Here is a 16,131-nt window from a genome sequence, read left to right on the forward strand (position 1 = left end):
AATCCGCAGGTCCACCGCTCACTAGTAACTTACCCCCAAACTGTCCATCACTCGTCGGCACGCCTTGCACGGGGCGGCAGGTGTACCGTGGTCACCCTTGGGTTGATCGCTCACATGCACCACGGTCATGTTCCCACCTCGGACTCCCGCCTCGCCTTCTCTGGCATATGCCTTGCTCAGGCACTGCGTCTCCGCGCATCCACCATTCATCGGATGGTCCAGCTCATCGAACACGTCCGCCATATAATCCGGAGCCGTGACAGATTCTTTGTTGTCCGACCGATAGACATGACCACTCCGGGATTCATATTCGGCGGCAAAGTCGCTCCCCCGAATTTCTCCCGCATCAGCCTGTGCATCGAGGGATGCCTCACCGCAGTTGTGCACCAGCACCGGAGTCGCCCCGGCCAGCACATAGTAGGCGTGTACGCCTTCAATGGTGAGGTCGTGGGTCTGGCGCAACTCGTTGAAGAATCGCATTCCCGACAGCTCGACCGTGTTGCCCGCCGGGGTGCGCAGGCGCATCCCGGGCTTTAGGTCACCAGCGTCGATGAAACGCTGTTCTGACTCGACCCAGAACGGGTGCGTGACGGTAGAGACGAGTGCCACTTCGCCCGATTCGGTGTCCATCGTCAGGTCGACGAAGTCCTTGTCGTCACGAGTGACGATCGTGCCGACGACCTCACGCGTCACGGTCTCACCGGTCGACGGGTTCGTCGTGGTGATCCGATCTCCGACCTCGACGTCCTCGATCTTCTTCGTCGATCCATCGTCAAGCAGCACTTCGGTGCCGGGCAGGAAGCTGTGCTTTCGGATGGGACAACTGCCGCCGGATCCCTTGAGGCGGGCCTTGACTGCCGCCAGTGCGCCCTTGGCCTTCTCGACCTTTTCCGAGGTCTTGAACCAGGCCTTGACTCCTGACACCAGGTCGACCGCAAGCCCGCCCAACTTCTTGACGAGCGACGCGGCCTTCTCCCACTGGGTCGGCCACCCGTATTTCTTGAGGACCTTGCCGGCGATGCCGCCGGCAAAGCTGCTCGCGATGTTGAGAGCCGTTTCACCGCATGCACCCAGGTCGCCGCTGGAGAAGCAGTCAAGGGCCGCGGTCACACCAAGCTCGTCCATGAGGATCTTGGTGATCTGTTTGACGGCGTTCTTGATCTTCGCCTTGGTGCGGTTGTGCTCACCCTCTGCGTTGCGCAGATCGTTCTCGGCGTCAGTGACCGGGGGCGGGTCGTCGTCGTCCGTCTGGACGATGTACTTGCCGTTCTTGCAGGCGTCGTTGTTCCTGCAGAAGTTCCGCTCATCCGGGTCGTACAGGCCGGTCGGGTCGCTCGCCGAGACCGGGCGGTTGTGCGCGTACGCGTACGCGTTCAGCTGCTGGGCGTCCTTCGTGTCGACGACCGGATCCGGGGTGATGAACTTCCCGAGGAACGAGTCGTACTCGCGCGCGCCGATCGTGGTGAGACCCGTGGACGCGTCGATCGTGCCGCCGACGAATCCCTTCTCGCCCTTCCAGGTGCCCTGCGGAGTCCCCCGGCTGTTGCCGTACGGGTCCATGCGCCGCTGGGTGATCGCACCGGTGGCGGCGTCGATCGAGAGCTCGGCCGTGCCGTGGTGGTCGGAGGCCAGGAACGACAGCTTCTTGTCCGGGGTGCGGATCGCGATGCTCTGACCCGCGAAGGCGTAGTAACGCGTCGCCTTCGCCGTGGTCGTCCCCGCGTCCAGCCGCAGCTCCATGCCCGGCAGGTACACCGTGGTGCCAGTGGCGTCCTTGCGCTGGACCCTGCCGCCGTCGGGACCGTAGAGGAACGTCGTTTCCGAGGCCTCGTTTTTACCCGGCGTGGTGACGTCGTCCGGCTGACTGTTCTTGACCGGGTTGCCCAGGGCGTCGTACTCCAGGGTCTGGGTGTTGCCTCCGATCGTGCGGGTGGTCGTGTTGCCGGCCGCGTCGTAGCCGTAGGTGTACTGGCGGTCGCCGATCGGGGTGTTCTCCACGACCTTCTGGACCTGGTGGCTGCCCGCCTTGTACGTGAAGGTGCGCTTGACGTCCTTCGAGGCGGTCAGGCCGGTGTCGTGCGCCGTCTCGGTGAGGCGGTTGCCGACCGAGTCGAAGGTGTACGAGTTCCAGTACGGTGCCGGGCCGCCCAGCGCAGAAGCGCCGGGAGCCGTGTTGCACGCCGCCGGACCCGAGCCCGAGACCGGTACCTGGCTGCCGACCGTGCCGGACGCGCCGGCTGCGGCCTTGGTGGTCGACGGGGTCCAGGACTCCGTCATGCGGGCCTGGTAGTCGTACGCGAAGCACTGCAGGTCGGGCGTGCCGCTGCCGGCGGTGTCGGCGATGGACCGGACGTTGCCGATCTGGTCGTAGGAGTAGCTCGACTCCTTCACCGGACCCGTGGTGGAGCCGTAGACGTCCACCTTCTCGTTCAGGAGCCGGTCGGTACCGGTCTCGTACTGGAAGGTCTGCCAGACCTTCTTGCCGCCGTTGTTCAGCTCCAGCTGCTGCAGGAGAGTGCGGCCGGACCAGATGGCGTCGGTGACGTACGGGGTCGCACCCGTCATGGTCTTCAGGCGCTGGATGTCGTCGTAGGTGTAGGCGAGGGTCTCGGCGTCGAGGCCGCCCGCGGCCGGGAGCGAGTCGCTCTGCTTGGTGCCGTCACGGTTGTAGGCGGAGGCGAAGACATAGGTGCCTGCCAGGCCCGCCCCCGACGAGGCGGGAACCGTGTAGGCCGTCTTCAGTGGCTGGTAGAACTCGTCCATCGCCTGGGTGATCGAGGCGAAGTACTCGGTCGCGTTGACGTAGCGCAGCGAGGCCCACACATAGCCCAGCCAGCCGGCCTTGTCGTACCGCTGCTCGGTGAGCTTGGTCCCGGTGTTCGCGGGGCCGTCCCACGTCGTCAGGACGCGGTCGAGCTTGTCGTAGACCGTCGAGGTCGTCTTGCCACGGGCGTCCGTGACGGACGTCGGCCGGTCGGCCTCGTCGTAGGTGGTCGTGCGCTTGCCCGAGTCCGGGTCCACCGCCTCGATCTGCCGGTCGAGCTGGTCGTACTTGTAGGTCCACACGTTGTTCGCCGGGTCGGTCAGCTGCTTGAGCTTGCCCGTCGGCGTGTACGTGTACTTGGTGGTGTCGTAGCCCGTGGCCGGACCGTTCGGGACCGGGGAGGCGCCCTTGTAGTGGCGCACCTCGGTGGTCCGGCCCTGCGCGTCGGTCAGCGTGGTCGTGGGCGTTCCGCCGACCGGCGGGTCCACATGGGTGCGGTCGCCGCCGTGGACGACCGTGGTCCGCCACTGCTCACCGCCCGCCACGGCGGAGATCTGGGCGGTGGTGCGGCCCAGGCCGTCGTACTCGTAGAGGGTCTGCGCGCCGACGTCGCCGTTGCGGACGATCAGCAGCTCGTCGGAGGCCGCGCCCGCCGCGTTGTACGTGGCGTTGACCTTGGCGATCTTGCCGGTCGGAGTGTAGAAGGTGTCCGCCACCATGCGGGTGCCGGACGGGCCTTCCGTCTGCTTCTGGCGCGGACGCAGCAGGCTGTCGTACAGGGCGTACTCGGCTCCGTAGGAGCCGTCGATCTCGATCTTTTCCGTTTTCACGGAGACCGGCTTGTCGAGCCGGTAGTTGTAGCTGTACTTGACGCTCGGCGTCTGGCCCGCGCTCTTCGAGCGGTCCGGGAGCCAGACGGAGACCAGCCGGCCGAGCGGGTCGAACGCGAGGTCGCCGCGCTTGCCGTTCGGGTCGGTCTGGCCGGTGGACAGGCCCCAGGCGGGATCGAAGTCCCTCGTGTTGACGTGGCCGAGGGCGTTGGTGACCTTGACCTGGGAGATGAGGCCATTGACGTCGGTGTACGCCGTCTTGGTCTCCGCGCCCACGGCGTCGATCTGGGAGGACGGGCGACCGAAGGCGTCGTACGTCGTCGTACCGGTGACCTGGTAGGTCGCGGTCGTCCCGTCGTGGGACGTCATCCTCTCGGTCTTGGTCGCGTTGCCCGCGGTGGGGGCGACGCCGAAGGCCAGGCCGTCGTACGAGGTGCGCTCGTCCGAGATCACCTGAGTCTTGCGGTCGGGAATCGTGGCGCACTTCACCGAGACGGACTCGACGCGCGAGGTCACGGAGAGGATGTTGGCCGCCGCGTTGTCCGCGTAGGACGTGCGGGTGCAGGTGTCGTCGGCCGTGGTCGACAGGTCGCCCAGGTCCTCCGACTCCAGGATGCGACCGGTCCCGTTCGTCAGGTCGTAGGTCGCGTTCGACTCGGCCTCGCGGCGGCCGTCGCCGCCCTCCGTCACCGTGTAACCGCGGGTCTTGACGGTCTTGGTGAGCGAGGCGTGGCTGGTGCCCCAGGGATTGGTGTCCGTCGCGGTGTAGTGCCGCATCGGGGTCTTGATGACCTTGGAGACGAGCTTGTCGCCGTCGTAGGTGGCGGCCTCCAGCTCGTGGCCGCTGAACTCCTTGTGGTCGGTGTACGTGCCGCCCTCGGAGTCCGTGACCTGGACGGAGCGGGTGCCTCCGGCGGAGTCCTTGTCCCCGTCCATGCCCTGGAGGTACGTGTAGTCGATCCGGGTCGGCTGCGCTGTGCGGCCGCCGGTGGTCACCTTGACCTTGCCGTAGCCCTGCCAGCCGCCCCAGGTGAGGTACTTGTCATCGGTCAGGCCGTCCGGCTCGGCCTTACGCCAGGCCGCCGGCCCTTGGTACTCGTACTGGGTGACCTGGTCCGGCGCGCCGCCGGTGCGGTCGGTCTCGATGACCTGCGAGACGACGTACTTGTGGAACCAGTCGGTGATCGGGTCGAGGAAGCCCGGCGGGGACCAGACGACCGGGTAGCAGCGCTTGGTGGACTCGCCCGGCTTGGGCAGGGCGTCCTTCGTGCACTCGGTCGGGGCGTAGTTGACGTCGAGCTGCGCGCCGGTCTCGCTGAGCACGGTGGAGAGGCGGAAGCGGTAGAACGGGGCGATGGACTCGTTCAGGCCGTCCACCCGGTTCGCCAGCTGCGTGCCCATGAGTTCGACCGAGGGGACCTTGGCGGTGCCGCCCCTGCGGCCCTCGTGGTCGATCTTGGAAAGCCAGAGGGTCTTCGACTGGTCACCGTTGTCGGTGAACTGGTGGGTGAACGTCCAGGCTTCCACGTCCTCGTAGGTCGTGGCGTCCTTGCGGATCTGCGTGGTGACGCCGGTCAGACGCTGGCGGGTCCAGAAAGACGCGGCGACCTGGGTGGCGGTGCACTTGGTGTTCGCCGCGCAGTACCGGTCCATCGGAACGTCCGGCCAGTAGGCGGCGTTCTCCTTCTTGAAGTCGGTCGGGAGGCACTTGAAGGTGTCGGTGGGCAGGCAGCGCTCCTGCGTGGTGAACACCACGCGGGCCGGAGCCTTGGCCGAGTACACGGTGGCCTCGCGCTGGCCGTAGTCGACGCGCTTGAGGTAGCCGCTCGCCGTGTACGGGGTACCGTTGACGTCGGTCTTGCCGTTCAGGGCGTAGGAGTTGGTCTCCTTGCCGTAGAAGTACGACATGACGTTGCCCTGGCGGTCCTTGACGTAGTCGAGGTTCCACCGCCAGGCCTGCTGGCACGACGCGTTGGCGAAGGTGGCGTTGTAGCAGGGCTCGCCCGCGTTGTTGCCGAAGACCGGGGTGGTCCAGACCGAGGAGGTCTCCTCGTTGCCGGTGGCCCAGCCGGGCAGCCGGTTCCTGCCGAAGTAGTACTCGGTGCCGTCGGTCGTGGTGATCTTCCAGTGCTCACCGTCGTTGTCACCGTTGACGGCGCCCGTGAGCTGCTCGACCTTCGAACCGTCGTCGGCGGCGAACCGCCACTTGCCGTCGGCGTCACCCTTGATCAGCTCGGTGGAGGTGCCGTTCAGCATCACGGTGGCGTTGTCGAAGGCCCAGCACTGCTCGGCGGAGGCACTCTGGCCGTCCTTCGCGCAGGGCTTGTAGTGGCGCTCGACGTAGCCGGGTTCGTACGAGAAGCCCTCGCCGAGCCAGGAGCCCTGGTTGTTGGTGTCGGAGGTGCGGCCGTCCGCGGACTGCGAGGAGTAGCCCAGGCCGACCGTCGGCACCAGGCCACCCGGGGTGGGCGGGGTGCGCAGCGGATAGGACCAGGAGAAGCCGCCCGAGGAGTTGGCCACGCTCCACTTCGCGGAGGGGGCCAGCGGGGTCGCCGCGTAGTTCCCCTGCGAGGAGGAGTCACCGGCCGCGAGGGCGACCATGGTGCCGCTCGCGGAATCGCCGGCCGCCATCGTGGACATGCCCGCCAGGCGCGCCGGAGCCGTGACGTCCGCGGAGACCGTCTTCGTGTTCGGGTTGTTGACCGTCTTCAGCGGCTTGGGGAGTTCGGGGCAGGCTGCGCTGCCCGGCTGGGCAATGGCGGCGCAAGCCGGGAGTTCGACGAACCGCAGACGGGAGCCGTAGCTGCCGCCGAAGCCGTCGGCGAAGGCCGAGTAGTCGACGTTGACCCGGACCTGGGCGCCGTCGGCAGCCTGGTCGGCCCGCTGGACGCGCAGCAGCGCGCCCGCGCCGAGCTTCGCGGCCCGTTCGGGGGCGACGACGTCCACCTGGACCTTGCCGGGCTGCTTGCTGCCGGAGACTGCCGCGGACTTGAAGGAAGCGGCCGGGGCCTTGCCCGCGGTGTCCTTCGGGGTGGTGACGGTGACGGGCAGGCCGCCCACCTTCACCTGGGCCGCGGGGGCGCCCCCGGCCGCGGGGACGGCCAGCTCGGCGCTGCCCGTGCCGGGCCACACGGGCTTGTCCAACTTCTTGACGGCCGCCTTGGCCGTGGCGTTCGCCGGGCGGCCCTTGACCTTGGCCTTCGTCCCCTTGACGGGGTCGCCGAACTTCTGGACCCCGGGCCGCTTGGTGCCGCCGGGGGCGGCTTCCAGGGCGTGGACGGACGAGGCGGACAGCGCCAGGCTCAGGCCGATGACGACGGAACCCAGTGTCCGTCGGGATATGCGCCGATTCAGCAATCGGCCGCGTAGAGACATCAGTGCACTCCACAGAAAGGGGGCGGGAAGGTACTGCATGAGCGGACAGGTGTGCCCGCCCTGCACAGGGCGGGCACACCTGTCCGAGAAAGTGCCTAGCGGTCGGTCAGCTCTCCGGTTCCGGCGAGCTGGACCACGGCCGTGGAGTCGAGGGCGCCGTTGTACGCGCGGACCTCGTCGATGGCTCCGGCGAAGTACTCGGCGTTGCCGAGTGCCGAGCGGCCGATCTGGAGGCCGCCGGTGGCGGCCCACGTGGTGTTCTCGACACCTCGCGCCGAGGCCGCCAACTGGCCGTTGACGTAGAGCCGGATCTGACCGGCGAAGGCGTCGTAGACGACGGCCAGGTGCTGGCCGACGGGGTTGGTGTCCGGCAGGGCCTGGTCGTCGGAGAAGGTCTTCACCGCCGCCCCTGCCGTGTCCGTCCCGGCGACGGCCAGTTCCCACCGCTTGGTGGCGGCCTGGTAACGGACCTGGAGACGGTTGGCGTTCGTCCCCGGCAGGGAGAAGACCGTCTGCGAGGCGGTGGCGTCGAGGGAACTGATCTGGACCCGCGCCGAGAGCGTGAAGCTCTGGGCTCCGGTCACGGGGGCGTTCGCCGTCGAGGCGTAGTCCCCGTTGCCGTCCAGAACCAGCTGGCCGGCTCCGACCATGGGCGCGGTCAGGAACGGGTCCAGCGGATCGGGGGTGTAGAGCGCGGCGTTGCCCGCCAGCGTCAGCCCCTGGCCGCCGGTGACCAGGTTCGGGGAAACCCCGGACTGTGCGGAGTTGAGCTGCCAGTAGCCCTTGCGGTCCGGCTTGACCGTGGTGATCTCGGCGATCTGCCCCGGGAGGAGCGGACGGCTGAAGACACGGACCTCTGCGAGATCACCCGCGAAGGCGGCCTCGTATCCGGCCTTGTCGATGTGGCGACCGATCTGGAGCGGCCCGTACGACTTCCAGGTGGAGCGGCGGATCATTTCGCCCTTGAGCTCCTTGTTGACGTACAACTGGAGCTTGCCCGCAGTGCCGTCGTAGAGACCGGTCAGCAGCACCCACTCGTCCTTGACGGGGGTGACCCCGGTGGAGACGGCCTTCCACTCGCCGAGCGTGTCCACGTCGCTGACCGGGACGGAGAACTTCCAGGTCTTGGCGTTGGCGTCGTATCCGAGGACGAAGCCCGGCTCGCCGGTGCCGTCCTGGCTGACCACCGTCATGTCACGGGTGAGGTCCGACGGGCGGACCCAGGCACTGACGCTGAAGCCCTTCCGGGTGTCCAGCACCGTGCTGCCCGCATCGACCCAGCTGTCGCCGGTGCCGTCGAAGTGGGCCGCCGAGTCGATGGCACCACCCGGTCCGGGGACTCCGAAGGTGACGCCGGGGCCGAAGCCGGCCGGGTACTTGCCGGTCTCCTCGTCGGCCGCGTTGCCGCCGGGCGCGTCGGCGAGGTTCCACTGGGCGGCGGCGGAGGCCCCCGCGGCCACGTAGAAGCTGTGCCGGGCGACGGCGCTCGGGTGCGCGGCCTTGTCGACCGCCGTGACGTCGACCCAGTGCGGGCCGGGACGCGTGGGCGTCCAGCTCACCGATACGGAGCCGCCCGCCGTGGCAGTGGCGATCTCCGTGTTGGGCTCACCGTCGAAGGAGTAGCGGTACTTGACGACGTCCGTGTCAGGCACGGAATCGTTCGGGTTGGGCGAGAAGGCGAACGTGCCGGGGGCTCCGACGCCGTCGTGGTACTCCTTCGTGGCCGGGTACTGCGCTGAAAGGACGTTCGGCTTGCCCGGGAAGGACTTGTCGTACATGAACTCGCACTTGGCGCTCCACGGACCCCAGCCGTCCCCGTCATGGGTGACGACGCTCCAGGAGATCACGGTGTTCTCCGGGATGACGGACTGCACCGTGTGCTCGAACGGGGTCGAGGAAGTCGGCGCCTTGTAGTCCGTGTCCTGCTCGTAGGACTTGGCCGCACCGGCCGCGTCCTTCCATTCGACCTTGAACCGGACCTTGACCTGCTCGCCCGAGTCCTCGTCGTTCGCGATAGCGCGGAGCGTCGGCGGCACGTCGGTGTAGGGGCGACCCGATCCGGTGACACAGGCGCCGCCGGGGTTGGACGACATGGCACCGGCGTTGATGACACCCGGCAGCGTGTTGTAGCTGATGCTCAGGTACGCGTTGCCGCACACCCGCTTCCAGCCGCCGAAGCTCGACTCGTCCTGGGCCCGGAGGTTGAAGAGCATCGAGGGCCAGCCCTCGTTGGCCGCCGTGCGCACGCTGTTGGTCAGGCCGCCGCTGGCACCCGACTTGAAGTGCATGTTGGCCTGGGACTCGCAGCTCGTGGGCTGGATCTTCTCGTTGAGCGTCTCCAGTGTCGTCAGCGTGCCGTTCTGGGTGTTGGACCAGTTGCTGCCGCTGTCGATGTGGGCGGTGCTGCCCCCGATCCGCTGGAGCTGGATGGGTTCGGCACGGGCGTCGGCCCAGTACACGTGCTGGACGCGGGCACTGAAGGTGGCGCCGAGGATCTGCTTTCCCTTGTAGAAGGACAGCGGGATCTGGAAGGCGACGCGGCGGGTGCCGACGCCGGCGCAGGACGCGGCACTGTAGTCCGTCGGGCACTTGCCGACGCCGGCGCTGCCGGAGTACTGCCACTCGCCCACCGAGGGCTTGCCCGACATCACGCCGGTCCAGCCGGAGCGGTCGGCGGTCTTCTGGATCGGGTCGATGACCACGGGGAAGACGGTGGCACCGTCGCGCAGCAGCTTCTGGTCGGGGACCAGGGTCAGCTTGTCCGCCGACACCTCGACTCCGAGGGGCGCGGCCTTCCCGCCGCCGCCCGGGCCCGCCAGGGCGGGGGCGAGTGCGGCAGCCGCGTCCTTCCCGGTGGGCGCGTCGGCCCGGGCCGCGGACAGCGACTGGGTGACGGCCTTGGGGCCCTTGGCGCGGGCGGCGGCCTCCTGCGAGGCGGCCGAGTCCCACATGCTCGGTGCACCGGACTGGAAGACCGTCCCGCCGACCGCGCTGTCCACGGCGGTGACCGCGCCGTTCACGTCCTTCTTGTACGTCAGCCCCTTGGCCTTCAGGCCGAGGTCCAGTCGCTGGAGCCGGGGATCGGCCGCGGCCTGGGGGGTCTTGACGACGAGCAGGTGACCGAAACCGTTCGCTTCGGCGCGCACCTTGAGGTCGACGCCCGGCAGGGCGTCGGGGTAGGTGGCCGTGTCGCCGTCGAGCACCGGCGCGGCGAGCTTGCCGTAGGGCCAGGTCAGCGCCATTTCACGGGTGCCACGGCGCATCGTGACGAATGGCTTGCCCGCCGCCCCGTCGGAGAAGGTCAGGCCGACGGTGGCGGCCTTCGGGCCGACGCTGCCGTCCGCCCGCTTGACCAGCGTCTTGTCGATGTCGACCCATTTGCCGTTCTGTACGGCGTGTACCGGTTCGGTGTATTCGCGGGCCGTGTACGTGCCGTCCGGTGCGGCGAAGATCTCGCGCTGCTCGGTGCGCAGGCCGAGGACCTCGACCTGCTTGCCGCTGGTGCGGGCGGCGGTAAGCGCCTCGGCCTCGGTCTGGACGGGTGTGCCGACGGCTACGGACTCCGGGGAGCGGGCCGCGCCGGTCCCGCCCCACAGGTCCAGGCCGAGCGTGGTGGCCATGACGGCTCCGGCGGTCACTGCGGCGATCGAGGCGCGTCGCAGCACCGTACGACGCAGGTCACCGTGCATCTTGTCGTACGTCTCGTCCTTCATCGGACCACCGCTCCGAAGGTCTTGGCTTCGGCGGGGATGCCACCCTGTCCGGGCTTGAAGGTCTCGATGGGCGCACCGCCCGTGCCGCTGATCGTCCACGGGAACAGGTAGACCGCCCGGCCCTCGATCGGACCGTACGGCATGCCGATGTAGAGGCCGGCTGTGCCGCCTCCGATGCTCATCCCGGCGTACTCGCGCGGGGCCATCGGGGTCGGGATCTCGGAGCCCGGCTCCAGGATCTTGTCGGACGCGCCAGGTGCTCCGACCATCGGGAACATCTGCACGATTCCGCGGTCGACGACGCCGTTGGCAGCATCTTCACCGGGAACGCCCACAGCGAGACGGACGTTGGCCGCCGTGCTCGTGCTGGTGGGGGCGGTGTTGAAGGCAGCGACGCGCTGGCCGAAGTGGTCGCCGGGTTCGGCCGCGCCACCGACGTCGGTGACGTTCTGATCGATCCAGGCGAGCTCCGTGTACGCACCGGCCGCGTTGAGCTTGAACACCTGGACGGCGCCCGCGTCGGCGCCGGTGGAGAGGTCCTCGCCCGGGATACCGACGGCGAGGAGCGACTCGGTGGTGCTCGTGGCGCCCTCCGCCCGGTAGGGCACTGCAGTGATCGACGTCCCGAACCCGTCGCCCGCCTCACAGGCGCCGAACACGTTCGGGGCGTCCTGGTGAATCACGTTCAGCGGCGTGGGCACACCGGAGACCAACGTGTGGCTGAACGTCGTCACCGACCCAGCGTCCACGATGGTGTCCTGGGCCTCGCCGGGCGCGCTGATGGCGAGGTGGGTAGGGGTGGCCGCGATGGCCGTGCCGAACCGGTCGTACGGCTCAACGGTGTCCGGGACCGCTCCGGCCGTCGCGGTGTCCTGGGTGATGATGCCGATGCTCAGGGTCGGGGATCCTGAGGCGTAGATCACGCTGCCCGCGTCGGGCGTGGTGCCGAGGTCCTCACCGGGGGCTCCAATGGCGAGGAACGGCACGCCCGTCGAAGATGTTCCGGCGGCGAGGGAGTAGCCCATCCAGTCGTCGGCCTCGGCGGCGCCCGACAGCGGGGCCGCCCCCTGAACGTATTGGATGCTCGCCTTGCCGGCGGCCAGGCCGGCCGGCGAACCGTAGACGACGACGGCTCGACCTGCGTCGGTGTGGCCACCGACGTCCTCGTACGGGATGCCGATCGCCAGATCGGCGCAGCCGTCGAGGTCGGCGTCGTACACGGCCAGGGAGTAGCCGAACGTGTCGCCCGCTTCGGACCCGCCGGACTTGGCGGCCTCCTGGGTCAGCTCCAGGACTCCCTTGCCGCCGCCGTACACGATGTGCACGACTCCGGCCTTGGAGGCCCCGTTGACGGTCGCCTCCGGATCGGCGATCGCGGTGTCCCGGATGCCGTCGCCGTTGAAGTCCGCTTCGGCCCCGGCGCAGCCGGTGGCTGCCGCGGCCTGGCTCGCGAGGGGGGCCGATCCTGCCGTGAGGGCCAAGGCCAGGGCGGCGGCGGACAGCACCACCGACCCCCTGAGCGCATGCCGTCTGACCGCGCCGCGCGGCGCGAATGTGGTTCTGCTCATGTGGTTTCCGTCTTCGTCAGTTCTCTGTGAGGCGCTGAGCGGCGCCCGGAAAAACGTGAGAAAGACGGAACGTGAAGATGTGCAGCGCAGAGCCCACGAACATGGTCTAAGTGTTCGAGAACAAATCCCCCCGCTCGTCAGAGGTCCCCACCCGTGACAAGCCGCGTAAAGCGTCCGTCAAATGTCGCGTACTCAAGCGGCGCATACAAGGGCCGATGTCCGACATCAGATGATCTTGAGACTTAACGGATTGATCACGTCCTGACAAAAAGGCCCCGCCCGGCACCGAGGGTTCGGTGCCGGGCGGGGCCGGGTGAAGCAGGGCCGTACGGTCTGCGGTCCCCGATCAGCCTTCGGTCGGAGCCGAGACGGACGGCGGCGTCTGCTGCTCCGCCGCCGCGGTCTTCTTCGTCGTCCGCTTCGTCGCGGTCTTCTTGGCCGTCACCTTCTTCGCGACGGTCTTCTTGGCGGCCGTCGCCTTCTTGGCGGCGGTTGCCTTCTTCGCCGGGGCCTTCTTGGCCGCCGCCTTGCGGGCCGTCTTCTTGGCCGCCGGAGCGACCTCCTCGGCCTTCTCGGCCTCCGCAGCCTCGGCCGGGGCCGGGGCGGCCTCGGGCTCGGGCTCGGCGGCGGGGGTCTCGACGACCAGGACGGCAGCCTCCGCCGCGCCTGCCGGGGAACCGGCGGGTGCGGTGGCCTTACGGGTGGCACGCCGACGCGGACGGGCCGGCGCGGCCTCCTCCACCGGGGCCTGCTCGATGACCGGCTCGGGCTCGGGCGCGGCCTCCACGACGGGCTCCGGCTCGGGCTCGACGACCGGCTCGGGCGCGGCCTCCACGACCGGCTCGGGCTCGGGCTCCGGGGCCGCCTCGGCGACCGGGGCCGTGGCCTTGCGGGTGGCACGCCGACGCGTGCGGCCCTTGGGAGCGGCCTCGACGGTCTCAGCGACCTCGACGACGGCCTCGGCGGCCGGCTCCAGGACCGTTTCGGCCGGCTCGGTCACCGGCTCGTCCACGACCACCGGCGCGACGGGCTCGGCCACCGGCTCGATGACGGGCTCCGCCGCCGGAGCCGGGGCCGGGGCCTGGGCAGCCGCACCCCGCGGGGCACCCGCCGGAGCGGTCGCCTTGCGGGTGGCACGGCGCCGGTTGCGGCGACCGCTCAGGCCGGCCGCGGCCTCCGCCTCGGCCGGGCTGCTGTAGAGCTCCTCGTCCGCGACGAACGCCGGCTCGGGCAGCGCCACCGGCGCGGCGAGCTCGGCGGCCACCTCGGCCTCGGTCTCCGCCTCCAGCGGCTCGCCCTCGATGGCCTCGACGACCTCGACGCCCTCGATCTCGTGCTCGTGGCCACGGCCGCCGCGGCGCTTCGCGCGCTTGCCGCCGTTGCCACCGCCACCGACCGCGGTCGGCGTCTCCATGTGCACGATCACACCGCGCCCGTTGCAGTGGACACAGGTCTCGGAGAAGGACTCCAGCAGACCCTGACCCACCCGCTTGCGGGTCATCTGGACCAGGCCCAGCGAGGTCACCTCGGCGACCTGGTGCTTCGTACGGTCGCGGCCCAGGCACTCCAGCATCCGCCGCAGGACCAGGTCGCGGTTCGACTCCAGGACCATGTCGATGAAGTCGATGACGACGATGCCGCCGAGGTCGCGCAGCCGCAGCTGGCGCACGATCTCTTCGGCCGCCTCCAGGTTGTTCCTGGTGACGGTCTCCTCGAGGTTGCCGCCCTGACCGGTGAACTTGCCGGTGTTGACGTCGATGACGATCATCGCTTCGGTCTTGTCGATCACGAGGGAGCCGCCCGAGGGCAGCCACACCTTGCGGTCGAGCGCCTTGGCGAGCTGCTCGTCGATGCGGTACGTCGCGAAGACGTCGACCTCGGAGGTCCAGCGCGAGAGCCGGTCGGCCAGGTCCGGGGCCACGTGCGAGACATAGCCGTGGATGGTCTCCCAGGCGGTGTCACCGCTGACGATGACCTTCGAGAAGTCCTCGTTGAAGATGTCGCGCACGACGCGGACGGTCATGTCCGGCTCGCCGTACAGCAGGCTCGGCGAAGAGGTCGAGATCTGCTTCGACTTCTTCTGGATGTCCTCCCACTGGGCCTGCAGACGCTCGACGTCGCGGCGCAGCTCGTCCTCGCTCGCACCCTCGGCGGCGGTGCGCACGATGACGCCCGCGTCCTCGGGGACGATCTTCTTGAGGATGGTCTTCAGACGCGCGCGCTCGGTGTCGGGCAGCTTGCGGCTGATACCGGTCATCGAGCCCTCGGGCACGTAGACCAGGTAGCGGCCGGGCAGCGAGACCTGGCTGGTCAGGCGGGCGCCCTTGTGGCCGATCGGGTCCTTGGTGACCTGCACCAGGACCGACTGGCCGGACTTGAGGGCGGACTCGATGCGGCGCGGCCCGTTGGCCATGCCGAGCGCCTCGAAGTTGACCTCGCCGGCGTACAGGACCGCGTTGCGGCCCTTGCCGATGTCGATGAAGGCGGCCTCCATCGACGGCAGCACGTTCTGGACCTTGCCCAGGTAGACGTTGCCGACGTACGAGGTGGCTTCTTCCTTGTTGACGTAGTGCTCGACGAGCACGTTGTCCTCAAGGACGCCGATTTGGGTGCGCTCGCCGCTCTGGCGGACGACCATCACGCGCTCGACGGCCTCACGGCGGGCGAGGAACTCGGCCTCGGTGATGATCGGGACGCGGCGACGGCCCTGCTCGCGGCCTTCGCGGCGACGCTGCTTCTTCGCCTCCAGACGGGTCGAGCCCTTGATGGACTGCACCTCGTCGGACGGTTCGGCCTTCTCGCGCGCCGGGCGCGGCTCACGGACCTTGACGACGGTGCGCACGCCGTCCTCGTCGCCCGAATCGCCCTCGACACCGGTGTCACCACTGCGGCGACGACGACGGCGACGACGACGGCTGGAGCTGGAGCCCAGGGCACCGGCCTCCTCGGCCTCTTCCTCTTCCTCGTCGAGCTCGGCGGCCTCCTGCTCGGCGGCCTCGGCCTCGGCCTCGTCCTCCGCGGACTCGTCCAGGTCGGCGGACTCGCCACGGCGACGACGGCGGCCACCACGACGGCGACGGCGGGACGGGCGCTCGCCCGTTTCGTCGCCCTCTTCGAACTCGGCAGCCTCTTCGTCGAGCTCGGCGGCCTCGGCCTCCTCCTCCACGAGCTCGATGTCGGCCAGGGACACCGGAGCGGACTCGGCGACCGGGGTGGTCTCGACCGCACCGCGGCCACGGCGGCGGCGACGGCCGGCCGGCTGCGGGGCGGGGGCCTGCACGGCCTCGACCTCGGTCTCCTCCTCCTCGACCTCTTCGGCCTCGACCGCCGCGGCAGCGGCAGCGGCAGCGGCGGCCATGGCAGCGGTCTCCGGGGTCTGGAACATCGGCTCGGTGAAGACCGGAGCCTGGAACACGGCCACGGCGGGGCGCGCGGCGCGGCGGCCACGGGCCGGGGCGGCGGGCTCCTCGGCAGCGGGCTGCGCGGGGGCGGCGGCCGGGGCAGCCGGGGCGGCCGGGGCGGCGGACCGGGTGGCGCGGCGGCGGCCACCGCGCTTCGGGGAGTCCACGGCGTCGGCGACGGTGACGGTGGCCTTGGGGGCCTCCTCGACTACGGCCTCTGCGGCCGGAGCCTCCGGAGCAGCCACGGCACGCGTCGCACGACGACGAGCACGCGGCGCCGGAGCAGCGGGCTCCTCGGCGGCCGGGGCCTCAACCGCAGCGGTCGGAGCGGCCTCCACGACGGCCTCGGCGGCGGGGGTGGTCTCGGCGGCCGGAGCGGCCACGGCGCGCGTCGCACGACGACGAGCACGCGGCGCCGGAGCAGCAGCCTCCTCCGCAACCGGAACGGCAGCAGCAGCGGGTGCCTCGACGACGGCCTCA

4 protein-coding genes are annotated in these 16,131 nt (G+C 69.6%); all 4 read right to left on the reverse strand.

What is annotated here, in order from left to right; translation table 11 throughout:
- Positions 1-21 precede the first annotated feature (21 nt).
- The gene (locus ABZZ20_RS10770; RefSeq protein WP_356868952.1) at positions 22-6,969 is read right to left on the reverse strand and encodes an RHS repeat-associated core domain-containing protein; all 6,948 of its coding nucleotides are present in this window, start codon (positions 6,967-6,969) and stop codon (positions 22-24) included.
- 95 nt (positions 6,970-7,064) lie between these two features.
- Complete coding sequence (locus ABZZ20_RS10775) at positions 7,065-10,682, reverse strand: LamG domain-containing protein (protein ID WP_356868954.1); 3,618 nt, start codon at positions 10,680-10,682, stop codon at positions 7,065-7,067.
- Positions 10,679-12,250 (reverse strand): VCBS repeat-containing protein, encoded by a 1,572-nt coding sequence (locus ABZZ20_RS10780; protein ID WP_356868956.1) that lies wholly within the window; start codon positions 12,248-12,250, stop codon positions 10,679-10,681. Before ABZZ20_RS10780 ends, ABZZ20_RS10775 begins: the two co-directional genes overlap by 4 nt.
- 346 nt (positions 12,251-12,596) lie before the next feature.
- The coding region (locus ABZZ20_RS10785; RefSeq protein WP_356868957.1) for an Rne/Rng family ribonuclease at positions 12,597-16,131 on the reverse strand (3,535 nt) is incomplete at its 5' end.

This window comes from Streptomyces sp. NPDC006430, assembly GCF_040612395.1.
In the GTDB taxonomy this organism is placed as follows: domain Bacteria; phylum Actinomycetota; class Actinomycetes; order Streptomycetales; family Streptomycetaceae; genus Streptomyces.

Coding starts and splice junctions, on each gene's coding strand:
- ABZZ20_RS10770 (WP_356868952.1), bottom strand. CDS start 6,969: ATGTCTCTACGCGGCCGATTGCTGAATCGGCGCATATCCCGACGGACA.
- ABZZ20_RS10780 (WP_356868956.1), bottom strand. CDS start 12,250: ATGAGCAGAACCACATTCGCGCCGCGCGGCGCGGTCAGACGGCATGCG.
- ABZZ20_RS10775 (WP_356868954.1), bottom strand. CDS start 10,682: ATGAAGGACGAGACGTACGACAAGATGCACGGTGACCTGCGTCGTACG.